The following is a 25703-nucleotide window of genomic DNA, read 5'->3' on the forward strand; positions in this document are numbered from 1 at the left end:
ACGGCATAAGACACAAATTGTCGCAGTGCATCCCTACTAACTCTTGTGCAGGATGCTGCTGCGGCATAGCATAAGCCGATTGATACAAAAACAAATGATTTAGGACGACAGGTTTTATGACAAGCCTCGCGCATCATGCAACAGAAAACCGTTCCGTAGCAGAATTTACTGAACGTGCATACCTTAACTATGCCATGTACGTGATTATGGATCGTGCATTACCCCATATCAGCGATGGTTTAAAACCTGTACAGCGCCGTATTGTGTACGCCATGAGTGAGCTTGGACTCAAACACAGTGGCAAACCGAAAAAATCGGCACGTACCGTGGGGGATGTATTGGGTAAATACCATCCGCATGGTGATTATGCTTGTTATGAGGCTATGGTGTTGATGGCGCAGCCGTTCAGTTATCGTTATCCATTTATTGAAGGACAGGGCAACTGGGGGTCACCCGATGATCCTAAATCCTTTGCCGCCATGCGTTATACCGAAGCCAAACTATCGCAATATAGTGAAGTACTTTTGGCTGAATTGGGGCAAGGTACTTGTGATTGGCAAGATAACTTTGATGGCTCATTAAAAGAACCTGTCAATTTGCCTGCGCGTGTACCGAATATTTTGCTGAATGGCACCACCGGTATTGCAGTAGGGATGGCGACCGATATTCCACCGCATAACTTGCGAGAAGTGGTGAAAGGCACAATTGCCCTGATTCGCAACCCAAATTTAACCGATGAAAAAGTTGCAGAATATATTCCTGCGCCTGACTTACCAACCAAAGCTGAAATTATTACCCCGCCTGAAGAATTGCTGAAAATGCAAAGTACAGGTCGCGGTAGTTACCGTATGCGTGCGGTGTACAGCATTGAAAAAAATGAAATCGTGATCACAGAATTGCCGTATCAGGTTTCGGGTTCAAAAATCATTACCCAAATTGCTGATCAGATGCAGGCGAAAAAACTGCCGTTGGTGAGCGATGTGCGTGATGAATCAGACCATCAAAACCCAACCCGTTTGGTGATTGTACTGCGTTCCAACCGTATTGATGCCGAAGCAGTGATGAGTCACTTATTTGCCACGACTGACTTGGAATCGAGCTATCGTGTCAATATGAACATGATTGGCGCAGATGGTCGTCCGCAGGTGAAATCAATTCGCCGTATTTTGCTGGAATGGATTGAGATTCGTAAAAATACCGTCACACGTCGTTTGCAATATCATCTCAATAAAATCGAAAAGCGACTGCACATTTTGGCAGGTTTGCTGATTGCCTATTTAGATATTGATACCGTGATTCGGATTATTCGTGAAGAAGATCATCCTAAAGCCGAGTTGATGGCGCATTTTGGTATTGATGAAATTCAGGCCGAAGCCATTTTGGAGTTAAAGCTACGCCATTTAGCCAAGCTTGAAGAAATGGAAATTCGTCGTGAACAAGAAGAATTAGAAGCACGCGCTGCCATTATTCGTGAACAATTGGCGAATCCTGAATCATTGAAAAATTTAATTATCAGTGAGTTGAAAGAAGACGCGAAAAAGTTTGGTGATGATCGTCGTTCACCAATTGTATTGCGTGCCGAAGCGACTGCGATTAATGAACAAGATATGCTACCTGCCGACCCTGTAACGGTGGTGTTGTCTGAAGCAGGCTGGATTCGTTGTGCCAAAGGGCATGAGGTCGATGCGGAAAATCTAAACTTCCGTGCAGGTGATCAATATCTCAGTCATGCGCAAGGCAAGTCTAATCAGCGCGTTTATATTTTAGATGATACGGGACGCAGTTATGCGTTGCCAATTAATAGCTTGCCTTCGGCACGTGGCTTGGGAGAACCATTAAGTTCAAAACTTGCCCCTGCCAGTGGCGTTGGCTTTAAACAATTGCTGATTGCCGATGATGAAGCTGAAATTTTAGCAGCCAGCAGTAAAGGTTACGGCTTTAAAACACAGGCCAAACAGCTAGATACCAATGCCAAAGCAGGTAAAGCATTCCTGTCTTTGCCTGAACAATCGACAGTGATGAACTTGCAAATGATTGAACACGCGAGTCATGTTGCACTGCTCAGTTCAGCAGGGCGTTTACTGGTGATTGAACTGTCAGAATTGCCAATTTTGAACAAAGGTAAAGGTAATAAATTGATACAACTTGAAGAAAAAGATCAGTTGGTGTCTATGTTACCTTTAAGTTTAGATGAAGCAATTCAAGTATTTGCAGGACAGCAACAACTCAAACTCAAAGGCGACGATTTGCTGAAGTATGTGGCGAAGCGCGGCACGAAAGGTCATCTCTTACCACGCGGTTACCAAAAAGCAAATAAACTGTTAATTCAAAGATAATACTAGCGTTTTTTAAGCAAAATACGTTATATATGGTTTGTATTCGTGAAAATGGATGCAATACGGGACATAAACAAGCAAAGAACGACGTCCTGTATTGAGAAAAACAGTTTAAAACTAAGGATTATTGATTGGAGAAATTGGCATTATGGAAAAGATTTGGTTTGCTGAATACCAAAAGACAGGGATTCCAGAAACTGTAGAACTGCCTGCAGAAAATACGTCACTCGTAGACATTTTTGAACGTAATTTCCAAAAATTTGGTTCACGTGATGCCTTTATCTTTATGGATAAGGTTTTAAGCTTTAGTGAACTAGAAGAAGCTAGCCGTAAATTTGCAACTTATTTACAAAGTTTAGGTTTGGCACCTGGCTCGCGTGTTGCGGTGATGATGCCGAACGTACTTCAATATCCTGTGGTTGCACTGGGGGTGTTCCGCGCAGGTTTAGTTTTGGTGAACGTGAATCCACTTTATACTTCGCGTGAGTTAGAGCATCAATTAAATGACTCTGGTTCTGAAGTTTTAGTGATTATTGAAAACTTTGCATCCGTTTATCAGGCGATTATTGGTAAAACCCCTGTGAAGCATGTTGTTGTTGCTTCTGTGGGCGATATGCTAGGTGCATTAAAAGGCACGTTGGTGAATTTTGTTTTACGTTCAGTGCGTAAGCAAATTCCTGCATGGAACATTCCGGGTCACGTTAAATTTAACGCAGCAATGTCTAAAGTAAGCCCAAGCAACTACAAACGCCCAAGCTTAACTTTAAGTGATACGGCTGTGTTGCAATACACGGGTGGTACAACAGGTGTATCTAAGGGTGCAGAATTAACACACCGCAACCTTGTGGCAAACATGCTGCAATGTGATGGTATTTTCCAGAGTAAATTCGGTGCACAAGATGGTCAGCCAGATGACCGTATTTTCTGTGCATTGCCGCTGTATCACATCTTTGCATTCATGGTGTGTGCGCTTTACGGCATGTACAAAGGTCAGGCAAACGTCTTAATTCCAAACCCGCGTGACTTACCTGCGGTGATGAAAGAATTACGCAAATATCAACCAACTTTCTTCCCTGCGGTGAATACTTTATTCAATGCGCTCGTGAACAATGAAGAGTTTAAACAGCTTGATCACAGCAAATTGAAAATGGCGATGGGTGGTGGTATGGCCGTATTACCATCGACTGCTGAAGCATGGAAAAAAGTGACAGGCACTAACATCATTGAAGGTTATGGCTTGTCTGAAACTTCGCCAGTTGCAACGGCAAACCCGCCTGCATCTGAAGAATTCACTGGCACAATTGGTATTCCATTGCCATTAACTGAAGTGGCTATTTTGGATGATGACGGCAATGAAGTTGCGCTAGGTGAGCAAGGTGAAATTTCAATCCGTGGTCCACAAGTCATGAAAGGCTATTGGAACCGTCCAGATGAAACCGACAAAGTCATGATTAATGGTTTCTTCCGTACAGGTGACATTGGTGTTATGGATTCACGGGGCTATGTGAAAATTGTAGACCGTAAAAAAGACATGATTTTGGTATCAGGCTTTAACGTGTATCCATCTGAAATTGAAGAAGTGATTGCGAAGCATCCGAAAGTATTGGAAGTGGCTGCAATTGGTGTACCAGATGAAAAATCAGGTGAAGTGCCAAAACTGTTTGTGGTGAAAAAAGATCCATCATTGACCACAGAAGAAGTATTAGCGTTCGCTAAAGAGAACTTAACTGGCTATAAACGCCCACGTTATGTGGAGTTTATGGATGAATTGCCAAAATCAAACGTAGGTAAAATTTTGCGTAAAGATTTGCGTAAGACTGCGTAATTCATTCTACTCTGAAATAAAAATGCCCCTGAAAACTCAGGGGCATTTTTTATATGCTATAGAAAATAGATTGTTTCTTGTTCAACAAAGGCAAAAGTATTACTCTTTCATCAGCCAACGGTCAAAGTAACGACGCCCAACACCCACAATACCCAAGAAAATAAACATCGCACCAAATTGGCGGCTAAAACCTGATTGATTAAAACTGCCATAACTTAAAATATTATCAATTAAGCAATACACCACAATCACAATAATCCAGTGCCAGAGCGGTAAGCGCTTAATCCCTACCGCATAAAACGCCACCCAAAGTACAACGAAGGTAAAAATGGTCGACCATACGTTCATGTTGGCGCAAATCACCATCAATAAAAATGCCACAATAGGCAACACAATTTTTAAAACACGATCCACTCGCAGTTGATGTTGGCGCTGCTTTTCAAGTACATCTAACATTTCCTTTTGATCTGGGCTGACCATAATGGATCCTTTATACAATTGCTTAAAACATGCTATTTAACAAAATTTATTCAAGAAATGCCATGTTATGATAAGTTCTCAATACAGTTTATGAGAAAAAATTGATGCAAAGCATAAGTGGAATTGTTTATCTAATTATTATTGCTTGCTTATTGCCGTATGTCTTTGCTGTTGTCGCAAAAATGGCAGGTGGCTTTAAACGTGAAGATAACCAAAATCCACGTGAATTTTTAGCCAAAACCACAGGTTTTGCTGCACGTGCTAACGCCGTACAGCAAAACAGTTTTGAAAGCCTGCCTTTATTTATTGCTGCAGTGCTCATGGCGGAATATATGGTCATCCCACAAGTGGTGGTGATGATGTTTGGTATTGCTTATATTGTGCTGCGCATTATTTATGGAATTTGTTATTTAGCCAATTGGGCGACGCTGCGTTCAATTGTTTGGATGCTGTCTTTACTTTGTCCAATTTGTATTTTGCTGATGGTGATTAAACTGACCTGATCAAGTCAGGTGTGAAAATATGTATTTTTGCCTTGCAGATGTATAATCGCGCAGTAATTCAGGACAGAAAACCGTTATAATTGACGCGGTTTTAAAAAGATTTAACTTGTTTAAGAGTGATGCTATGAGCTACAGCAATATCCCTGCGGGTAAAGATGCACCAAATGACATCTATGTGATCATTGAAATTCCTGCCAATGCAGCGCCAATCAAATACGAAATTGACAAAGATTCTGATGCATTATTTGTAGACCGTTTCATGGGTACAGCAATGTTCTACCCAGCGAACTACGGTTATGTACCAAATACACTTTCATTGGATGGTGATCCGCTAGACGTATTGGTTGTGACTCCACACCCAGTAGAGCCAGGTTCTGTGATTCGTTGCCGCCCAGTGGGTAAATTGAACATGGAAGATGATGGTGGTATTGATGCGAAATTGGTTGCCGTTCCGCACGAAAAATTAACCCCAATTTATAAAGATGTTCAAGAATATACGGATCTTCCACCATTATTGATCAGCCAAATTGAACACTTCTTCCAGCACTATAAAGACTTAGAGCCAGGCAAATGGGTGAAGTTAAGTGGTTGGGAAGGTGCTGATGTTGCAAAACAAGAAGTATTGAACTCAATTGAAGGCTACAAAGCTGCAAATCCATAATTTGCGTGGCCTGTTCAGCGTTCAAATGAAAGCTGAAATGTAAAAAACCTGCACATATTCTGTGCAGGTTTTTTTATTGGGTTTGCTATTCCGAGAAATTAGAATAATTTCACTGGAATATCTAACCAGATACGCCATTCATTGGTATCATTCATATAAATAGATTTGTAGCTATCATTTGCACGGTAATATGAGTGACGTACGCGAAGGCTCGCGTCTTTCGCAAAACCAGATTGAACTGTATATTTCACTTGATTAAAAAATTCACGTTCTTGTCCTTCTTGCTCGTTGCCAAGAACATCAATATCCCATCCATAGACAAATGCAGAAGTCCAGTTTAAACCTGCTAAACCGTGATTCTTAAAGTTATAATTATATTGTAGGCCAAGTGATTTTTCATCTTTGCCGATAAAATCTGAAAGATAAGAGTTCGGTAGGTAAATACTTTGTGCACCGTCAGCGTTGTTGCCATAATCGTAGCCTAAGCTGCCAGTATTTTGTTGATAAGCAAGCATTACGTTATGTACATCTTTACTATACGTACTAGAAATCGCCCAAATAGAGTTCTGTTTATCTTCAGTCAAAGTCTCAATATTTGATAAGCTACCAGCTTCGAATTCAGTATGATAACCACTAAAGCTATGAGTTAAAGTGCTTTCATTTGCCAAAGCATAGCTATAGTTGGCATTGACATAATGACGATCTAATTTATCTTTAACGTCAACACCATAATAAGATGCATTTAAGTCATCATTGAAGGTATATTTCGCGCCCCATACCACAGCACGGTCTAACTCATTACCATCTGAATTGATTTGGCTTGAATATTGGTTCTCTGTAAATTTACCTGCAACCAAATTTAAGTTATCAATTTCATTACTTTGAACAAGTACACCTGTGAAATATTCAGGCACTAAACGGGCAGTGTTGCTAGCCAGTACAGGTAAATCTAAAACTTGTGTACCGTAAGTTGCTGTAGTGTTCGAGATACGTGCTTTGACATAAGCACCGCCACGTGCCCAATGGTCATAAGCATCTTTCGTACCATCTGCATTATTCTTGCTATGCGTTGGAATCATACCATTGCCCGTATGACCATTTTTACCGAGTTTAAATGAAGCATCACCTATGATACCTGCACCAAAACCAACTACACCTTTGGTAAAGCCAGAATCTAATTTTACGATTGCAGTTTGCGCAAATGAACTTGTATCGTCACCAGGTTCTACACCTTTATAGTCACGAGTTAAATAACCTGTACGGAATAAAACCGAACCGTTTGCGTCTTCTACAAAGCCTTTAGATTCACTTTGTTCGCTAGCAAATGCAGTTGAAACAAGCGCTGCGTTGATGAGCAACGCTAGTGTTAATTTTTTAGATTGCAGCATTGGGAGAGAGCCTCATGCAGTAAATGTGTAGTTGAAACGTAGCCGAATTGTATCGCTATTTAGGCGCGAAAATATCATTTTTAAGGTGCTTATGACACTAAAGTTAAGCATTTTTTCGATAAACTGTGGGGTCATTAAAAATATCGACTTTTCAAAAGTTGAATAAATATTTTATTTTTTAGTAAAAACATAAACATATTTAAAACTTACTGAGTCACTGAAACATAGCCAAATACAACGCATCTGCAACTTGTACATTAAAAATACAGTTTATTCAATTTTTCAACAGCTTGGTGTGTGATCAAAGCGCATAAGGCACAGCATAAATTTTAAAATAGGGTGAAGTTTTTCCTGTGAAATGGTTATCTATGAAGTCGAATTTTGGGCAAGAGATAAGTGGGGAAATAAATTTATGAATCTTTATTTGAATTAAGAGTATAAAAATTACATTTTATTTAAGCTTTGAGTAATAGCTTTTGGCTATTATGGATTTCATGTGAAACATCGGTGTTTAGTTTTGGCATTACGATGAAAACAGAACTGTTTAAGCAGATATTTTATACATAACTTTTATATGGTCGTTGGCTTGCGAAAATTAAAATTGATCTATCGTTTTGGTCATTGAATTATTTTTGATGTGAAGATTGAAGTGTCGCGTCGTATATTGATGTCAAATTTTGGTGCAGAAATCTAGTGCAGTTTAGGACAGGATTTCTGTCTGTTCACTGAGTTTTGATAGTTGATGGCGTAAGGATGAACAGAGGATAGGCATGACTTTCTATTTTTTGATCAGGATAGGCTTGTGATTCTTGACTGCACTTTTTTAGGTATGTGATTTAGCTTTATTGCTATGCAAGGATGCAAAAAATAATCATAGCACTGTGTAAATTCATGTTTAAAGTGCAGTGGTTATAAGACGAGTATTGATGCAAATCAAAATTCATTCCAATCAAAATAAAAAACACACTAAAAATAATTGATGTATAACAATAGTTTAAATTTATATCTATTGCTTTTAAACGTAAAATTGCTGTTCTGAATTTCATCGTTGGCATAGAGTTTGCAATTCCTTCATTGAGTCAAAAAAAATAGACAAAGGCATCTCATCCGATGCAGGGGGAATCTAAAATGAAATTCGTACTTCAAACACTTTCTTTGGCGATGTTCGCAGCCACATCAAGTCTCAGCTTTGCTGCAGAAAATGCGACAGGCATGTCGTTTAGCGGGACAGCAGCCTTAACCAGTGATTATCGCTATCGTGGTTTAACTCAAACCTTTAATGATCCCGCAGTGCAAGCAGGTTTTGCTCTCAGCCATGATTCTGGCGTGTATGCAGGCGTGTGGGGTTCCAATGTCGATTTTGGTGGTACGGCACATTTAGAGCTTGACCCTTATATGGGCTATACCACAAGCCTAGATTATTTTGCCAGCAAACCCATTTTGGATGTGGGTTTTTGGTATTACGCCTACCCAAGTGAGAGCGATTTAAACTGGCTCGAAGCTTATGCAAAATTAGGTTTTAGTGATGTTTTGTTTAAAGATGCCAGCTTATTAACAGCCATTAACTACAGTAATGATTTCTTAGGTGGTGACACCGATGCTTGGTATTTCAATGCCACTTATACCGCACCCATTGGAAGTACCGGCTTTTCTGGGGTTGCTGGATTAGGTTACACCCAAGCAGATGACTTTGATTTTGGCGGTGGAAAAGACAGTTATGTGGATTGGAAAGCAGGGATGAGTTACAGCTTTGCAGCTGTAGAGGGGTTATCTGCTGAATTGGCTGCTGTTGGTACAGATATTGATACCGATGGAATGTCACACGCTGCGAAGCGTGGTGTTGAAACAGGTGCTGTGTTTACTTTGACCAAAGCATTCTAAGTCCTCTGTATTCAGGATAAATAAAAAGCTCCAATTGGGAGTGATATCTAAAAGAATAACAAGATAACTCGCCCATTGCGCAGACATGGCAATGGGCTGTTTTTATATCTCAATATTTTCACCTAGGCTGGATTGCCACGATAAGACAAAGCTTCACTTAAATGGGCACTTTGAATTTGTTCACTTTGCGCCAAGTCTGCAATAGTACGTGCAACGCGTAACACCCGATGATACGCACGTGCCGATAAGTTCAAACGCTGCTGCGCAATGGCTAAAATATTTTGCGCAGTATCATCTAAATGTGCAAATTGCTCTAATTGTTTGGGACTGAGCGCCATGTTTAAACACTCTTGGCGTTGCAATTGTCGTGTATATGCTTGAATGACACGGCTTCGCACGGTTTCAGAATTTTCCACTGGTCGGGTATCCTGTAATTCATGTGCTTGCAGAGGTGGTACATCAATGTGTAAGTCGATACGATCCAATAACGGCCCTGAAATACGGTTTTGATAGCGTTTAATACTTTCTGCAGAACATTGGCAGCGCACATCTTGATTAAAAGCATAACCACAAGGACAGGGATTCATGGCGGCAATTAGTTGAAAGTTGGCTGGAAAGGTAATTTGCCGAGAAGCGCGGGAAATCACAATTTCTTTGGACTCTAAAGGTTGGCGCAGCACTTCTAACACTTTTTTATCAAATTCAGGTAATTCATCTAAAAATAAAACGCCTAAATGCGCCAAGGTAATTTCACCGGGTTTGGGATATGAGCCTCCACCGACCAAGGCTACAGCAGAAGCGGTATGATGTGGGGCGCGAAAAGGACGCTGTCCAAACGTATGCGGGCTATTGGCCACTGAATAGATACTGGCAACCTCTAAATTTTCTTGCATATTTAAGGGCGGTAAAATACTGGAAAGTCGGGATGCCAATAAGGTTTTGCCTGTACCGGGTGGGCCTTTGAATAGCAATGAATGTCCACCTGCAGCCGCAATTTCCAAAGCACGTCGTGGGCGCAACTGTCCTTTAACATCGACTAAATCAAAGGCGGAATGTGATAACTGTGGTTGGGCAGTCGCGGTGACTTTATTTAAAGGCTGGCTTTGTGCCAAATGTTCGCAAACTTGTTTTAAATGTGTGGCGGCAAAGACTTCAAAGTCAGGCAATTGAGCAGCTTCTTGTGCATTTTGTTCAGGTAAAACCAAACGATGCTGTGCTTGTTGGCAGGCAATCGCAATACTGAGTGTGCCTGTGGTGGGACGCAATTGACCATCTAAAGCCAATTCTCCAATAAACTCTAAACTTTCAGTGCTTTGTTCGGGCAATTGTCCCGAAGCAATTAAAATGCCTAAAGCAATGGCTAAGTCCAAACGCGAACCATCTTTGGGCAAGTCGGCAGGCGCTAAATTAATGGTCAGACGTTTGGTCGGAAATTGAAAACCACTGTTAATAATGGCAGAGCGTACCCGATCTTTACTCTCACGCACGGCAGCTTCGGCTAGACCGACAATGGTTAAAGAAGGTAAACCTTGACTCAGATGGACTTCAACTTCAATTGCAGGGGCGTGCAAGCCGAGCAGCCCCCGCGTATACACTTTGGCAAAAGACATTTTTATGATGATCCGTTTTGGTGCGTTATTTTTATAATGTTTGGTTTTTGTTTTTTATGCACTCAATTGGTGCTTATTTTTTGAGTTGAATTTTATGTTCTAGTGCTTCAACTTGTTTTAACAATTCATTTAAACGTAAGTTGGCATTATTAAGCGCAGTACGTTGGCGGTCTAGCTCATCTTGCGAGACCAAATCCATTTTGGTGATCGCTTCATTGAGCAAAGCACGTAAATTATGTTCTAAATCTTTTTTAGGTTGTTCAACTTGTTCCAAAATGGCCTGTAATAAAGTTTCAATCATTGTTGTTTCCACAAAGATGGAGAAAATGGAGGCAGTGTAGCACTGGTCTTGAATAGACTATAGCATTTCAGACGAAATATGGATTTATTCGATGAGTAAAATCGTAAATCTTCTAGTAAATATGTCTATTTTTTGAAGATCAAAACCATATAAATGTATAAAATAAGGTATAAAGAAAACTCATGTCACGGTTTCTAATTTCCCCCGACCTTAGAACTTTGGCATGGAATTTGAACATAAAACCTTACTGGTGAATTAAGCCGAAGGAAAACACACATGAAGCTCGTAACTGCAATTGTAAAACCCTTTAAATTAGATGATGTGCGTGAAGCATTATCTGAAATTGGTGTTCAAGGGATCACCGTAACAGAAGTCAAAGGCTTCGGTCGCCAAAAAGGTCATACCGAACTTTATCGTGGCGCCGAGTACGTCGTTGACTTCTTGCCTAAAGTTAAAATCGAAATCGCAATTAGCGATGAAATGGTGGATTCGGTGATTGAGTCAATCACTCGTGTTGCTAGTACAGGCAAGATTGGTGATGGCAAAATCTTTGTGACTAACCTCGAACAAGTCATCCGTATTCGTACAGGTGAAACGGGTGCAGACGCTGTTTAAAAGATGGCATGAAGTTTGCTGAGTACCTAATAACTCACAAAAACAAAGGTCGGGGGACACAAATGAAAAAAATGCTACTCGCGCTGAGTCTATCGGGCGCACTTCTTGGTGGTTCTGTTGCTTGGGCTGAAGAAGCCGCAACAGCCACCGCACCAACTTCAGATGTTGCAGTGCTTGAAACTGCCGAAACATCTCCTATCGAAACAACAAATGCAACAGAAGTTGCAGCTGTAGCAGAAGTCAGCACGCCTGAAGCTGCTGAATCAGAAGCTGTATTAGATACAGGCGATACCGCTTGGATTTTAGTTTCGACTGCTTTAGTTTTACTCATGACCATCCCTGGTTTGGCACTATTTTATGGCGGTATGGTACGTAAGAAAAATGTACTCAATACTATGGCTTATAGCTTTGTAGCAGCAGCCGTGGTCAGTATTGTCTGGGTATTCATTGGTTATAGTCTCGCCTTTGGCGAAGGTAATGCTTTTATTGGCAGCCTAGATAAAGTCATGCTGGCAGGCATTGGTACAGATGCTTTAAGCGGCAGCATTCCAGAAATTTTATTTGTGATTTTCCAAATGACTTTTGCCATTATTACTGTGGCCATTATCAGTGGTTCAATTGCAGAAAGAATGAAGTTTGGTGCCTTTGTTGCCTTTATCGCGATCTGGGTGGTCGTGGTCTATGCACCAATTACCCACTGGGTATGGGGTGGTGGTTGGTTAGGCAATGATGGCGCACTCGACTTTGCTGGTGGTACTGTTGTTCATATTAACTCGGGTGTTGCAGGTTTGGTTGCTGCATACATGTTGGGTAAACGTATGGGCTTGGGCCGTGAATCTATGGCCCCGCACAACCTGACCTTGACTGTACTGGGTGCAAGTTTACTTTGGGTGGGCTGGTTTGGTTTCAACGGTGGTTCTGCTTTAGGCGCGAATGGTGCAGCGGGTTATGCCTTAGTTGTGACTCAAGTGGCAGCCGCAGCCGCAGCAATTGCATGGCTTGTGGTTGAAAAACTGGTACGTGGTAAAGGTTCTGTATTAGGTGCTGCATCGGGTGCTGTTGCAGGTTTGGTCGTCATTACGCCAGCGGCAGGTTTTGTGACTGTCGGTGGTGCATTAGCGATGGGTTTAATTGGTGGTGTGGTCTGTTTCTGGGGTATTACTGCCTTAAAACGCGCCCTGAAAGCCGATGACTCTTTAGATGCCTTTGGACTACATGGTGTAGGTGGTATTGTTGGTGCAATTTTAACCGCCTTTTTTGCCAGCGAGTTTATTATGGGCGATGCTGCACCAAGCAACCTAATGAGCCAAGTTTGGGTGCAAGTTGAAGGTGTGTTAGCGACTATTGCTTACTCAGCTGTACTGACTTTCATCATCTTAAAAGTAATTGATCTAACAATCGGTATTCGTGTGGCTGCAGAAGATGAGCGTATGGGACTTGACTTAAGCCAACATGGTGAGCGTGTCGAATAATTCAGAGAATGCAATAATCAATATATTGTGTAGAACAGCCCTTTGGGGCTGTTTTTTTTCTATATATTGCGTAAAGCTCTACAAAGTTTAGAAATTTTGCTACACTGCATTTTCATTCAAATTTGTGCAATTTAACCGCTATGCATTGTCCATTTTGCAACGCTGCAGACAGTAAAGTGATTGACTCACGTTTGGCGGCAGAAGGCTGCCAAATTCGCCGACGTCGTGAGTGTATTGGCTGTGGTGAACGCTTTACCACTTTTGAAAGTTATGAAGTCGTCATGCCACGTGTGATTAAATCGGATGGGAAAAGTGAACCCTTCGATGAGGCCAAGCTGCGTCGTTCACTGATGCATGCTTTACAAAAGCGTCCTGTGACCCAAGAGCAAATCGAAACTGTACTCAGCGACATCCAATTACAAATTCGCCGTTTAGGTGAGCGCGATGTGAAATCGCGTACCATTGGTGAAATTGTCATGCAGGCCTTATTTGCACTGGATCATGTGGCGTATGTTCGTTTTGCTTCGGTGTATCAAGACTTTCAGGATGTCGAAGCGTTTCGTCGTCAAATTGAACAAATGCAGTTACGTGAGCAATAAACCCTCATGTCAGCAAAAAGCACACAACATCTGAATATGAATGAATCCACTTCCAATTTACCACCCGACGATCTTTTTTGGATGCGTCGTGCTATTGAGTTGGCACGTTTGGGGCAATACAGCACCAAACCCAATCCAAATGTCGGCTGTGTGATTGTCAAAGATGCGCAATTATTGGGCGAAGGTTTTCATCCGCGTGCAGGACAGCCACATGCCGAAGTCTTTGCTTTGCGTCAGGCCGCTGAACAAGCGCAGGGTGCAACCGCCTATGTGACCTTGGAACCTTGTGCACACTATGGGCGCACACCACCATGTGCCAAAGCCTTGGTTGATGCAGGCGTGGCCAAAGTGGTCGTAGCTTGTCCAGACCCAAATCCATTGGTGGCAGGCAAGGGCGTTCAGATTTTAAAAGATGCAGGCATTCAGGTGGAAGTCGGTGTGGCAGAAGCCGAAGCGCGTCAGTTAAATTTAGGCTTTTTAAAAGCCATGGCTACGGGCATGCCCTATGTGCGTTTAAAAGTAGCTTCAAGTTTGGATGGTCGCACGGCAATGGCTTCGGGTGAATCCAAATGGATCACAGGCACGTCTGCACGTGCCGATGTGCAACATTGGCGGGCAATTTCTGCTGCAGTCTTAACGGGGATCGACACGGTACTGGCCGATGACTGTCTGCTTAATGTACGCCATTTAGAGGGTGTAGATGACATCCACAGCGTAGTACAACCTAAACGGATTATTTTAGATCGCCAAGGTCGTTTGCCTTTGAGCGCACAAATTTTGCAGCAGCCTGAAAAGGTGATGGTGATGGGACCGTATCGTGCAGAGTTGGCTGCTTTGGGCGTGTTACAATTGGAACCGCAACCTTTAGCCACCTTACTTGCCCAATTGGTACAGCAACATCAAATTTATGATGTATTGGTTGAAGCGGGAGCAACCTTATCGACCGCTTTCTTACAGGAAGGTTGGGTCGATGAAGTGATCAGCTATGTGGCACCTACATTGTTAGGGCGCTCGGCTCGTGCCATGTTTAATGCAGAATTTGAACAGATGGCAGAGCAACTTCGATTTAAACTTTGCGATGTCACTCAATTGGGTGATGACGTGCGCCTTAGGTTAATTCCTTCTCAAGAGACACTATGAGTTCAGAGTCAACGGTTTATCACAAACGTCGCCATGCGGCACGCACCACTGATGAATACTTATTCCATCAGTTAGTGCCTTATTTGGGCAATAAACGCCGTTTACTGCATCTGATTTTAGAAGCACTTGAACAGACAGGAACGCTGCATCCTAAAAATGGTCGTGCGCCAATTTTTGCCGATTTTTTTGCAGGTTCAGGAGTGGTATCACGTTTGGCGCGTCAAAATGGTTATCGGGTGATTGCCAATGACTGGGAACCGTACAGCCATGCCTTAAACCATGCGATTTTGGCCTGTACCGAAGCGCCTGCGTTTAAAGAATTAGGCGGCTATCAAAAAGCCATTGATTATTTGAACCGTTTGCCTGAAGTCAAAGGCTGGGTGACGCATAATTTGTGTCCGCGCAATGACGAAATTTATGACCCAAGTCGTGACCGTTTATTCTTTAAGCGTCGCAACGGCATGCGCATAGATGCGATTCGTCAGCAAATTGCCACGTGGCAAGCGCAGGGTGCCATTGATGATGTTGAGATGTCGGCATTGTTGGCGCCGTTGTTGTACTCTGCCAGTTTTGTCAGTAATACCAGTGGGGTGTTTAAAAGCTTCCACCACGGCTGGGGTGGCAAAACCCAAACTGCACTCGAACGAATTGAATCGTTATTGTGGCTCACTCCAAGTCGTTTTTGTGACATTGGCGAACCGAATAAACCTGCTGCAGAAATGTGGTGTGTTGATGCACAGCATCTTGCCAATCAAATGAGTGGTTTTGAGGTGGATGTGGCTTATTTAGACCCACCGTATAATCAACATGCTTATAGCAGTAACTATCATGTCTTAAATGCCTTAACCTTGTGGGATCAGATTGATTTACCAACTCCAGACACCAAAGGCTTTAAAAGTGGTATTGACCGTGCATGGCGCAAAGAACGTCCAAGTCCATACAACTCATCTAAGTACGCCAAAGAGGCGTATGAAACCTTATTGGACACCATTAATGCACGTTTTATTCTGACCAGTTATTCTACCGATGGTAATATTAGTGCTACAGACTTGTTGCAAGCCAATTTAAAACGCGGTCGAGTGACGTTATTGACGCAAGATGTTCCGCGTTATCGTGTGAGTAAACAGCGTCAGTCTGAGCGTGCGCGCGTACTGGAATTTATTGTGATTACCGATACGCATGCCAAGTCAGGCCCACCTATTCGCCAGTTGTTAGGGCAACTTTACCATTTTGCAGAATTGGGTGGTGTAGATACCTCAGGTGTGAGTACCCAATTGGCGTTGTGGTAAATCCACAAATCCTCAGTGAATGAGAGAAAAGATTATGTTTACAGGCATTATTGAAAGTTTAGGTAAAGTAGAAAGCCTGCAAAATGTGGGCGGTGATGTACGTTTGCGTATTCAGACCGATTTGGATATGTCGGATGTGCATTTGGGGGATTCAATTGCCACCAATGGTATTTGCCTGACTGTGATCGAGTGGGGCGACAATTGGTATGCCGCAGATGTGTCCCGTGAAAGTTTAAACCGTACCACTTTAGGCACATGGAAAGTGGGTCAGCCTGTCAATGTTGAAAAAGCCATGTTGCCGACGACACGTTTTGGTGGACATATCGTAAGTGGGCATGTTGATGCAGTCGGTGAAATTACGCTGGTACATGAAGATGCACGTTCGATTTACTATGAAGTGACTGCACCTGCAGAAATTGCCAAATATTTGGCAGAAAAAGGTTCGGTGACCGTCGATGGCATCAGCCTGACCATTAACCATTTACGCGGCAGTGTTATCAGTCTGAATTTAATTCCACACACGGCAGAGCGTACCAATATTGGCACATGGAAAGTTGGCAGCAAGGTCAATTTAGAAGTGGATGTCTTGGCGCGTTATATTGAGCGTTTGCTCTTGGGTGATAAAGCTGCAGAAACTACGCAGCAATCTAAAATTAGCATGGAATTCTTGGCTGAAAATGGCTTTTTAAAATAAGCACAGAGCCGAATGAAATTTAAACAGTCTGATTGAAAAATTAGACTGTTTTTTTGTTTTTAGGGATAATTAAAAAGATAAAGATGTTTTTTTCATCATAAACACCCCTTTGGTTTAATGTAGATGATTGATTTTTTAATGAATTTGGAACACTGGCTGCCATTATTACTCGATAATTATGGTCTGTGGATCTATGCCATTTTGTTTCTGATTATTTTTGCAGAAACAGGTTCTGTGTTCATGTTCTTTTTACCAGGCGATAGTTTGCTGATCGCAATTGGTGCCTTGTGTTCCACCACCGATGTGGTGCATTTGCACTATATGGGGATTTTACTTTTTGTCGCGGCAGTCTTGGGATATAGCGTCAACTATTACACTGGACGAATTCTAGGGGTGAAGTATTTTCATCAACATTCACGTTATTTCAAACCTGAATATATTGTCAAAACCAACCATTATTTTATGAAACATGGTGGCAAAACTATTTTAATGGCGCGTTTTATACCGTTTGTTCGTTCATTTGCACCATTTGCTGCAGGGTCAGGGCACATGCCTTTGGCGACCTTTAGTTTTTATAATGTGGTGGGTGCTGCCGTATGGATTTTTTCTTTAATGGCAATAGGTTATGGCTTGGGTAATATTTTGTCTTGGTTGGGTGATTGGATTTAATTCCTAATTTTTTCTATTGTCTTATTCTAAATCCACCACGATAACTAAAAAAGTGGATTGATGGCCACAAAAAAAGCCCACCGTGTGGACTTTTGATCTGGTTCAGTTTTAGTGTTTGGTGACAATTAACTCTGTGCCACCCAAGCGCGGGCTAAAAGTATCGTTACTTTGAATTGAAAACTCACCCTTTTCCGCTTCTTTAGACAAGTACATGCTTAATGATTGGAAATCTGCACGACTGATCCATAAATCCTGAGCACGAATACTCCACTGTTCGCCCGCATTAAGATGGTCGATTTTGCCTGAAATTTTCGTCAAGATATCCATTTGAAACCCATGATTGCAAAAGTCATTTAAAGGAGATAAAAGTTGAGAATTCAACTTTTTCTGGATGATTATCATGTGACAAAATTATTTCATTTTGATGACATTGGGTTTAAGACTTTGGGCTAATTGGGGATAAAAAGTAAAATTATTCTTTAGAAAAATTTGAATTTTTTAAGATATAGTCAATTTCTTCTTGGGCTGCAGCATGTAGTCGCGCACGAAAGATCGTTACCGCCTGCTCAATTTGAGTTTCGGCTTCTAGCTCTAAACGCAAACGTACACTTTCAAGTTCAGAAACAATTTGATCATCACTTACCGCAGTTGCGGCTTGATTAAAAGTCACTGCAGGTAATTCAGGATTTTGCTCATAACGTGCAATATAGTTTGAAATTTCCTGATCCAGACTTTGACGCATCAACTCAAGTGCTTGAGTTTGTTCTGCAAAGCGTTGCGCTTCATCTTGCTGTAGCTGTGCAGCATAAGCGGCTTGTTCTGCACGTTGCTGTTCTAATTTGAGTTCGAGTGCCAATTGGCGACGTTGCCGTGCTTCTTCAATCAAACGTGCTTTCAGGTCAGCATAGGCTTGTTCAATTTTTTCCTGTGATTGTTGCTGAGCGCGCTGATCTTCTGCAATCCAGTTGTGTAATTGCGTTTCAGGTTGCAAGACCTCACAAATTCGATGCAGATCATCCATAAATGTCTGGCGCACAGCCTGAGGCGCGGTTAACCAGCGCTGTTTAAAATCTGAGCCGACATTTAAAGTCACCGCATCTCTCCTTATTTTGAACAGTATTTTTAAAAAAACGTTTTAAAATTAAAGCTTAAACGTCTGTGGTTCTATGCCCAAACGTCGATATTGTTTAAATTTTTCACGTCCAAGCACTTTAGCTGCTTCGTGATTTTCAATAATCTCAATAATGTGACTAAATTTTGCATAGGCTTCAAGTGCCTGACTGTTAAAATTAAACACAATCCAGTCCGATTGCTGCGGTAATTCGGCAGAAATACATACGCTGGCCTGTGTTTGGTTAATGCCATGCGGAATAAAACTGCTGGCATCAAAACTCCACAGACGCTCATCCAATATTTGCTGTAACTCTGGATCAGGGCAATGCAGCCAAATGCGTGCCTGCTGCCGCAAAATTTTGCGGCATAAACGGCAAGTGCTTTCCACTTGCCGTTCAGGACTTTTTTCAAACAAATAAAAGCTAACTTTAGCCATTATTGCTTGCACGTTGTGCGAGGAACTGCATCAATAACGGTACAGGACGACCTGTTGCGCCTTTATTGCTGCCTGAATTCCATGCAGTGCCTGCAATGTCTAGATGCGCCCAGCGATAGTCACGGGTAAAGCGTTGCAAGAAGCATGCTGCAGTAACTGAACCTGCTTTAGGCCCACCAATATTGCCAATATCGGCAAATGGTGAATCCAGTTGTTCTTGGTAATCGTCAATCACGGGCATACGCCATACACGGTCAAATGCAGTGTGTCCCGCAGCATCCAATTCCGCCGCAAGTTCATCATCTGGGGTAAATATGCCTGTCAGTACCGAACCGAGGGCAACCACGCAAGCGCCTGTTAAAGTCGCAATATCAATCACCAAAGCAGGGTTGAAGCGTTTCACATAGGTTAGGGTATCGCACAGCACCAAACGACCTTCGGCATCGGTATTTAAAATTTCGATGGTTTGGCCGCTCATACTGGTCACAATATCACCCGGGCGAGTGGCTTTGCCTGACGGCATATTTTCTGCAGCGGCAATCGTGCCGACCACATGGATAGGTAAACGTGCTTCACATAGCGCGCGCATGGTGCCTAAAACTGAAGCAGAACCACACATATCAAATTTCATTTCATCCATCCCTAAGCCAGGTTTGAGTGAAATGCCGCCTGTATCAAAGGTGATGCCTTTACCGACCAATACCACAGGTGCTTCATCACGCTGTGCTTGGTATTCGAGGCTAATGATGCGTCCTGGACGGTCTGAACCCTGACTGACTGCAAGGAAAGCGCCCATGCCTAATTCTGCCATTTCTGCTTCATCTAAAATGGTGACTTTGAGTAGGTCTGGATATTCTGCCGCAAGTGCTTGAGCTTGTTCTGCCAAATATTCAGGGAAACAAATGTTGCCCGGACGGTTGCCCAAGTCACGTGCCATGTTTTGACCCGATTGCATGGCTTCAATCAATTGAAGTTGATCTGCGCTGAGTGGGCTGTTATTGGCAATGAAATGGATTTGTTCAAGCTGAAATTCATTCTTTTTGCTTTTGTATTCATCAAAAGCATAGGCTGCTTGGGTCAGGCTAAGTGCAAATACATAATGCAATTCGCTTGGCAAGGCAGACAGATCAATGCTGATCTGTTTAAATTTTTTTTGTGAAGATTTGATAATGCTTTGTGCAATTTTTGCCAGCTTTGCGGCTGGTAATTCTTCGGTTTTACCCAAACCGATCAGGTTGCTATTGGCGCATTCAACAACGCTAGCCACCAAACTTAAACTTTCATTAAAGCCTGCTTTAAATTGTGTCGCTTGAATAATGCTGTCTAAATCCTTGATTTGATAAGCAGCAGTTGCCTGTGGCACCTGTTCTGCAGCCACTAAAATTGACAAAGATTCACTCGCGCTGTGTTCTTGGAATGAGGGACTTAAGCTAAATTTAATCACTGGATTTTATGCCTATCTAAATGTGCAAACTATGCAACCATTGAAACATTTTTATGCGTCGAGTTTCAATGTATAACAAGGCGATAGGTTTTATATTTTCAACATTCAGGTAAACTAACGCGAATTGGATTCCCTCACATTTTGGAAGAAATAATTTGATTATTCGGCGTTATTTGGTCAAGCAAGTTGTGTCGACATCCTTGGTTGTGATTGCCTTACTGACTTTGATCATGATGGGTGGTCGCTTGATCAAGTATTTTGGCGTGGCGGCACAAGGGCGTTTGGATGCGAGTATTTTATTCAGCATCATTGGCTATCGCTTGCCTGAATTTTTGACGCTGATCTTACCTTTGGGTTTCTTTATTGGCTTGATGTTGGTATTTGGTCGTTTATATGTCGACCATGAAATGGCAGTGCTCAACAGCAGTGGCGTGAGTCGGCATCAATTGGCACGTTTATTGGTGCCAATGACGCTGGTATTTCTAATTGTCCAAGGCTTTTTAATGCTGTGGGCATCACCGTGGGGACTGCGTCAGTTTGAAGCATTGACCACCAGTCAGGCGGTACGCACAGGTTTTGATTTGGTGCGACCCAAAGAGTTTATTTCTTCAGGGCCATATACCATTTACGCAGGTGATCTATCTGAAGATCGTAAAAACCTGAAAGATATTTTCTTCTATCAACGTGCAGAAAAAGCAGGTCGTCCTGATGTCATGATTCTGGCAAAAGAAGCGACACGGGTAGAGCTGGAAAATGATCCTGCCAATGTGGTGGATTTGGTCGAAGGGCGTCGTTATGAAATATTTCCGGGCACAGCCAAATATTCACAGGCAGAATTCCAAAGTTATCGTTTACGTTTAGAGAATGACAAAGAAGCTAAATTTGAAAGTGCCGAAGTAGAAGCCTTAACCACCTCGCAACTTTGGAAAAACCGTGCAGACCCTGTGGTCGCAAGTGAACTGGGATGGCGTATTTTTGTGCCTTTTGCGATTGTGGTGGCGTTGTTTTTAGCCGTGGCATTGTCAGAAGTTAGTCCGCGTCAGGGGCGTTATTTAAAACTGTTTCCTGCCTTGTTAATTTTCGCCAGTTTGATTGTGGCGCTCATGGCGGTTAAAACCCGTATCAGCAAACAAGAAATGGGCATGATTGCTTATCCGTTGGTGTTGTTGGCTTATGCGATTGCGGCAGCCTTGTTCTCACGTAAACAAAAACTAGCACCTAAAATTAAGCAGCAAATTCAGCGAGTGAGGTCTTAAGATGTTGGCACGTCGTATAGTTGCAAAACACGTCACCAAGACCACTGCACTGGCTATGTTTGGTGCAACGGCAATTTTGTCTGGTTTGCAGGTGTTGTTTACCTATTTAGGCGAATTGGGTTCACTCAATGAAAACTATAGTGCATGGCAGGCATTGCTGTATGTATTGTGGGGTGCGCCAAATTATCTCTATGAAATTTTGCCGATTTCTGCCTTGATTGGCGCAGTGTTAGGCTTGGGTACGTTGGCATCCAACAGCGAATTGATTGTGATGCGTTCTGCAGGGATTAGCCTGTGGCGTATTGTGGGATGGGTGATTCGTTCCGCCATGGTATTGGTACTGCTGTCTTTTGTGCTCAGTGAATGGGTGATTCCATACACCAATGAACAAGCCAAAAGTGTTAAAAGTCACCGTAGCGTCGCTGAGCTGGGTGAAGTTCGTGGCTATTGGTCGCGCGAAGGCAATCGTTTTATTTATATTGACTACGCCAATGCCCAAGGGCAGCTCAAAAATGTACAAGTGGTCGATTTTGATGATAATTATCGCTTGCGTGGTACATTGTCTGCAGATCAGGGACAGTTTGTTAAAGACGGTAGTTGGTTGCTCAATCAAACTGAACAGATGGATATTTTGCAGGCGGGCAACGCGACTTTAGCTAAAAACAGCGAACAGGCTTTGGCTTTAGCATTGCAACCGAAATATGTGCACATGGTCACCATCGACCCTGAAGATTTATCCCCAAGTCAATTGGTCAGTTTCATGAGTTATATGCATGAATACAGCCAAGTACCCAAAACCTACCAACTGGCGTTCTGGCAAAAACTTGGTGCACCCTTTGCGCTGATTGCTTTGGTGGTGATTGCTTGCTCCTTTATTTTTGGGCCGTTACGTCAGCAATCTATGGGTTTCCGTTTGGTGATTGCTTTATTTGTCGGCTTAACCTTCTTTTATTTACAGGATTTCTTGGGCTATGCCAGCTTGGTCTATGCACCATCGCCTGCGTGGTTCGTATTTATTCCTATTATTCTGATGTTTGTCATCGGCGGTTACTTACTGCATCGTGCGCGTTAAGTGCGGGCCGATGCTGCTGCTTTTTCCGTATGATTGGGTAAACCTATCTGAATCAGTGGCGGAAACCATCTTCTGAACATAGAGTCTTGACGCAAAATTCGTTAAGATAGCATGATTAATTTGTAGACGAAAAAGAGTATTGATTATGGCGGATGCAACTGCTGGCAAAATCCCTCACGTATTGGTGATTATGGATGGTGTGGGTCATCGCGAAGCGGTCGAAGACAACGCGTTTTTAGCAGCGAAACGACCAAATTTGACTGCTATGCAGGAAAAGCATCCGCATGGTTTGATCTCTGGTTCAGGTGAAGATGTGGGCTTGCCAGATGGTCAAATGGGTAACTCTGAAGTTGGTCACATGAACTTGGGTGCAGGACGTGTGTTGTACCAAGACTTTACCCGTATTACCAAAGACATTCGTACAGGCGCTTTCTTTGAACATGAAGTGTTGGTCGATGCGGTAGAAAAAGCCAAAGCAGCCAACGGTGCAGTGCATCTGCTTGGTTTATTGTCTGAAGGCGGTGTGCATTCGCATGAAGATCATATCGTGGCGATGGCAGAATTGGCATTAAAACGTGGTGCAAAAGTTTATCTACATGCCTTTTTAGATGGCCGTGATACGCCACCAAAAAGCGCGCAGCCTTCTTTGGAAAAACTGGACGCATTATTTGCACAATATCCAAATCAAGGTCGTATTGCCAGCCTGATTGGTCGCTACTATGCGATGGATCGTGACAACCGTTGGGATCGTGTAGAACAAGCCTATCGTCTACTTACCGAAGGTGAGGCAGTACGCACTGTGGCAACTGCGGTTGAAGGCTTGGCAGCGGCTTATGCGGCAGATGAAAGCGACGAGTTTGTTAAAGCCACCCGTATTGGTGAAATTGCCAAAATTCAAGATGGCGACAGCGTGGTGTTTATGAACTTCCGTGCTGACCGTGCACGTGAATTGACCAAAGCCTTTGTGGAACAGGATTTTGCTGGTTTTGAACGTAAAGTTGTGCCGCAATTGTCTAAATTTGTGATGCTGACCCGTTATCAAGCCAGCATTGCTGCGCCAGTGGCGTACATGCCAGAAGATTTGAAAAACTCGATTGGTGAATATTTATCAGACTTGGGCAAAACACAATTGCGTATTGCTGAAACTGAAAAATACGCACACGTGACGTTCTTCTTTAGTGGTGGTCGTGAAGATGAATATCCGGGTGAAAAACGTATCCTGATTCCATCGCCAAACGTAGCAACCTACGACTTAAAACCTGAAATGAGCGCTTATGAAGTGACTGATGAACTGGTTGCAGCCATTAATTCAGGTGAATATGATTTGTTGGTGGTGAACTATGCCAATGGCGATATGGTCGGTCATACTGGTGTGTTTGATGCAGCTGTCAAAGCAGTGGAAGCAGTAGATACCTGTTTGGGTCGTGTCTATGAAGCGGTGATGGCGAAACAAGGTCACATGATTATTACAGCTGATCATGGTAACGTCGAGCAAATGCAAGACTATGACAGTGGTCAGGTACATACTCAGCACACCACTGAATTGGTGCCATTCATTTATGTAGGCCCAACTCAGGCCACCATTTTGGAAGGTGGTGTGTTGGCAGATGTTGCACCAACTTTATTGAATTTGATGCAATTGCCAGTGCCAGCAGATATGCAAGGTCGCAACTTAATTCGCCTACAGGCATAACCCTCGATACAGGTAGATGATGGAATGACGGCTCACAAAATTTATGCGGTTGTGTTGGCAAGCGTGTTGTGTGCCAGTCATTCGAGTGTTTGGGCTGCGCCAGATTTGGAGTTAGATGGCCCTACACTACAACAGGACTATGTCGATGTGCCTGTAGAGTCGATACAGGAATTTGTGCAAATCTATGGCATTGTCAAAGACAACTATGTGACTGAAAAAAGTGATGATGCCTTGTTTCAGCAAGCCATTCGTGGCTTGGTGAGCGGTTTAGATCGTTATTCACGCTATTTAACTGCTGAAGAATATAAACAACTTTTACAATATACCGAAGGCGACTTGGCCTCGGTTGATTTTACTTTGCGCTATGACGCTGCCCAGCAACATTGGGTCATTCAAAATTTAAGTGCCAATGCCGACTCGGCTAAACAAGGGCTGAAGAATGGCGACAGCCTATTTAAAATTGATAACCAAGAACTGAAAAAGCTGAGTGCAGATCAGGTCAATAACCTGCTCACAGGCTCAGTGGGATCGACTGTAAGCGTACAACGTGCAGCCAATCAGCCTGAAATTATGTTGGTACGCAACAAAAAAGTAGAAACCGATATTCAGGCGCAGATGCTTTCTAATCAGGTCTTGTTGTTAAAAGTACGTGTGTTTCAGCAAGACACCGCCAATGAAATTAAACGCTTAATTGAAGAACATAGCACGCCACGCTTAAAAGCCGTATTGATTGATCTGCGTAATAACCCAGGAGGCTTACTGTCTGCTGCGGTGGAATCTGCCGATTTATTTTTAAATCAGGGTGTGATTGTATCGACCAAAAGTCGTTCTGAAGGCGATCAACAATTTCAGGCGTTACCTAGCTTTGAATTTCAAAATTTAAAAGTCGGAGTACTGATTAATCATCGCTCTGCATCTGCGGCAGAAGTCTTTACCGGTGCTTTAAAAGACCATTCACGCGCTTGGGTGATGGGCGAAAAAAGTTATGGCAAGGGGGTGGTGCAAAAGCTGTTCCCACTTAGCGATGGTGCTGCCTTACAAATGACGGTTTCGCATTATTACACCCCACGCGAGCAAATGATTGAAGGGGTTGGGATTCAGCCGAATCAGCAATATATTCAAAGTCCTGAAATGAAAGAAGAGGCTTATCTTGAGCATGTGGCAGATTTACTGCTGAGCCGCCGTTAAGTCTCATCTGAGTAACACGTATTTTTAGACAGTCTTCA

Annotated in this window: 24 protein-coding genes; 16 read left to right on the forward strand and 8 right to left on the reverse strand. The window is 42.7% G+C overall.

All coding sequences use genetic code 11. The features are described 5' to 3' along the window. The first annotated feature begins 116 nt into the window (after positions 1-116). Positions 117-2336 carry a DNA topoisomerase IV subunit A gene (parC, locus tag HYG89_RS02355; protein WP_178865916.1) on the forward strand — a complete coding sequence of 740 codons (2220 nt, stop codon included), beginning with the start codon at positions 117-119 and terminating at the stop codon, positions 2334-2336. A gap of 148 nt (positions 2337-2484) precedes the next feature. Then, entirely contained in the window at positions 2485-4161 is a 1677-nt protein-coding gene (locus HYG89_RS02360; RefSeq protein WP_004975645.1) for a long-chain-fatty-acid--CoA ligase, read from the forward strand. Positions 4162-4260: 99 nt separating this feature from the next. Here HYG89_RS02360 and HYG89_RS02365 read toward each other — a convergent pair whose 3' ends face one another. After that, a complete protein-coding gene (locus HYG89_RS02365; RefSeq protein ID WP_004975646.1) occupies positions 4261-4641 on the reverse strand; it encodes a hypothetical protein in 381 nt (126 codons plus the stop codon). Between the two features lie 104 nt (positions 4642-4745). Between HYG89_RS02365 and HYG89_RS02370 the strand changes: the two genes are divergently transcribed. Continuing rightward, positions 4746-5144: an MAPEG family protein gene (locus HYG89_RS02370; RefSeq protein ID WP_096902243.1), complete on the forward strand. Its 399-nt coding sequence runs from the start codon at positions 4746-4748 to the stop codon at positions 5142-5144. A gap of 124 nt (positions 5145-5268) precedes the next feature. After that, complete coding sequence (gene ppa, locus HYG89_RS02375) at positions 5269-5805, forward strand: inorganic diphosphatase (RefSeq protein ID WP_004975651.1); 537 nt, start codon at positions 5269-5271, stop codon at positions 5803-5805. Between the two features lie 98 nt (positions 5806-5903). Here the strand turns inward: ppa and HYG89_RS02380 are convergent, their stop codons facing one another. Beyond that, positions 5904-7193 carry an OprD family outer membrane porin gene (locus HYG89_RS02380; RefSeq protein WP_178865918.1) on the reverse strand — a complete coding sequence of 430 codons (1290 nt, stop codon included), beginning with the start codon at positions 7191-7193 and terminating at the stop codon, positions 5904-5906. Between the two features lie 1128 nt (positions 7194-8321). Between HYG89_RS02380 and HYG89_RS02385 the strand changes: the two genes are divergently transcribed. Beyond that, a complete protein-coding gene (locus tag HYG89_RS02385) occupies positions 8322-9074 on the forward strand; it encodes a TorF family putative porin (protein ID WP_178865921.1) in 753 nt (250 codons plus the stop codon). 122 nt (positions 9075-9196) lie between these two features. Here the strand turns inward: HYG89_RS02385 and HYG89_RS02390 are convergent, their stop codons facing one another. Next, positions 9197-10684 carry a YifB family Mg chelatase-like AAA ATPase gene (locus tag HYG89_RS02390; protein WP_178865923.1) on the reverse strand — a complete coding sequence of 496 codons (1488 nt, stop codon included), beginning with the start codon at positions 10682-10684 and terminating at the stop codon, positions 9197-9199. A gap of 73 nt (positions 10685-10757) precedes the next feature. After that, positions 10758-10985, reverse strand: a complete 228-nt coding sequence (locus tag HYG89_RS02395; RefSeq protein ID WP_178865925.1) for an accessory factor UbiK family protein — start codon at positions 10983-10985, stop codon at positions 10758-10760. Between the two features lie 276 nt (positions 10986-11261). Here HYG89_RS02395 and glnK point away from each other — a divergent pair, with 276 nt between their 5' ends. From glnK to HYG89_RS02430, 7 genes are all read left to right on the forward strand, one after another. Beyond that, positions 11262-11600 (forward strand): P-II family nitrogen regulator, encoded by a 339-nt coding sequence (glnK, locus tag HYG89_RS02400; RefSeq protein ID WP_004650081.1) that lies wholly within the window; start codon positions 11262-11264, stop codon positions 11598-11600. A gap of 62 nt (positions 11601-11662) precedes the next feature. Next, positions 11663-13072 carry an ammonium transporter gene (locus HYG89_RS02405; protein WP_178865927.1) on the forward strand — a complete coding sequence of 470 codons (1410 nt, stop codon included), beginning with the start codon at positions 11663-11665 and terminating at the stop codon, positions 13070-13072. Positions 13073-13212: 140 nt separating this feature from the next. Next, entirely contained in the window at positions 13213-13671 is a 459-nt protein-coding gene (nrdR, locus tag HYG89_RS02410; RefSeq protein WP_004975665.1) for a transcriptional regulator NrdR, read from the forward strand. A gap of 36 nt (positions 13672-13707) precedes the next feature. Further along, positions 13708-14811: a bifunctional diaminohydroxyphosphoribosylaminopyrimidine deaminase/5-amino-6-(5-phosphoribosylamino)uracil reductase RibD gene (gene ribD, locus HYG89_RS02415; protein WP_178866008.1), complete on the forward strand. Its 1104-nt coding sequence runs from the start codon at positions 13708-13710 to the stop codon at positions 14809-14811. Beyond that, positions 14808-16100, forward strand: coding sequence for a DNA adenine methylase (locus HYG89_RS02420; RefSeq protein WP_178318305.1), 1293 nt, complete (start codon positions 14808-14810; stop codon positions 16098-16100). The genes ribD and HYG89_RS02420 overlap by 4 nt, the downstream gene beginning before the upstream one ends. Before the next feature lie 34 nt (positions 16101-16134). Continuing rightward, the gene (locus HYG89_RS02425) at positions 16135-16794 is read left to right on the forward strand and encodes a riboflavin synthase (protein ID WP_178865929.1); all 660 of its coding nucleotides are present in this window, start codon (positions 16135-16137) and stop codon (positions 16792-16794) included. 123 nt (positions 16795-16917) lie between these two features. Beyond that, positions 16918-17463 carry a VTT domain-containing protein gene (locus HYG89_RS02430; RefSeq protein ID WP_004975673.1) on the forward strand — a complete coding sequence of 182 codons (546 nt, stop codon included), beginning with the start codon at positions 16918-16920 and terminating at the stop codon, positions 17461-17463. A 108-nt stretch (positions 17464-17571) separates the two neighbouring features. On the opposite strand, the gene HYG89_RS02435 is transcribed toward HYG89_RS02430, so the two are convergent. From HYG89_RS02435 to HYG89_RS02450, 4 genes are all read right to left on the reverse strand, one after another. After that, positions 17572-17790, reverse strand: a complete 219-nt coding sequence (locus tag HYG89_RS02435; protein ID WP_096901968.1) for a hypothetical protein — start codon at positions 17788-17790, stop codon at positions 17572-17574. A 145-nt stretch (positions 17791-17935) separates the two neighbouring features. Beyond that, positions 17936-18556: a hypothetical protein gene (locus tag HYG89_RS02440; protein WP_178865931.1), complete on the reverse strand. Its 621-nt coding sequence runs from the start codon at positions 18554-18556 to the stop codon at positions 17936-17938. Between the two features lie 48 nt (positions 18557-18604). Continuing rightward, positions 18605-19012 (reverse strand): DNA polymerase III subunit chi, encoded by a 408-nt coding sequence (locus tag HYG89_RS02445; protein ID WP_131260997.1) that lies wholly within the window; start codon positions 19010-19012, stop codon positions 18605-18607. Continuing rightward, the gene (locus tag HYG89_RS02450; RefSeq protein WP_178866010.1) at positions 19005-20453 is read right to left on the reverse strand and encodes a leucyl aminopeptidase; all 1449 of its coding nucleotides are present in this window, start codon (positions 20451-20453) and stop codon (positions 19005-19007) included. Before HYG89_RS02450 ends, HYG89_RS02445 begins: the two co-directional genes overlap by 8 nt. A 158-nt stretch (positions 20454-20611) precedes the next feature. Here HYG89_RS02450 and lptF point away from each other — a divergent pair, with 158 nt between their 5' ends. The 4 genes from lptF (at position 20612) to HYG89_RS02470 (ending at position 25665) form a co-directional block, all read left to right on the forward strand. After that, positions 20612-21712: an LPS export ABC transporter permease LptF gene (lptF, locus tag HYG89_RS02455; RefSeq protein WP_004975682.1), complete on the forward strand. Its 1101-nt coding sequence runs from the start codon at positions 20612-20614 to the stop codon at positions 21710-21712. Position 21713: 1 nt separating this feature from the next. After that, positions 21714-22784, forward strand: a complete 1071-nt coding sequence (gene lptG / locus HYG89_RS02460; RefSeq protein ID WP_004975683.1) for an LPS export ABC transporter permease LptG — start codon at positions 21714-21716, stop codon at positions 22782-22784. Between the two features lie 145 nt (positions 22785-22929). Then, positions 22930-24477: a 2,3-bisphosphoglycerate-independent phosphoglycerate mutase gene (gpmI, locus tag HYG89_RS02465; protein ID WP_178865933.1), complete on the forward strand. Its 1548-nt coding sequence runs from the start codon at positions 22930-22932 to the stop codon at positions 24475-24477. A 24-nt stretch (positions 24478-24501) separates the two neighbouring features. Next, entirely contained in the window at positions 24502-25665 is a 1164-nt protein-coding gene (locus HYG89_RS02470) for a S41 family peptidase (protein WP_136144310.1), read from the forward strand. Positions 25666-25703: the final 38 nt, after the last annotated feature.

Origin of the sequence: Acinetobacter sp. SwsAc5 (assembly GCF_013391485.1) — a bacterium.
Taxonomy (GTDB): domain Bacteria; phylum Pseudomonadota; class Gammaproteobacteria; order Pseudomonadales; family Moraxellaceae; genus Acinetobacter; species Acinetobacter towneri.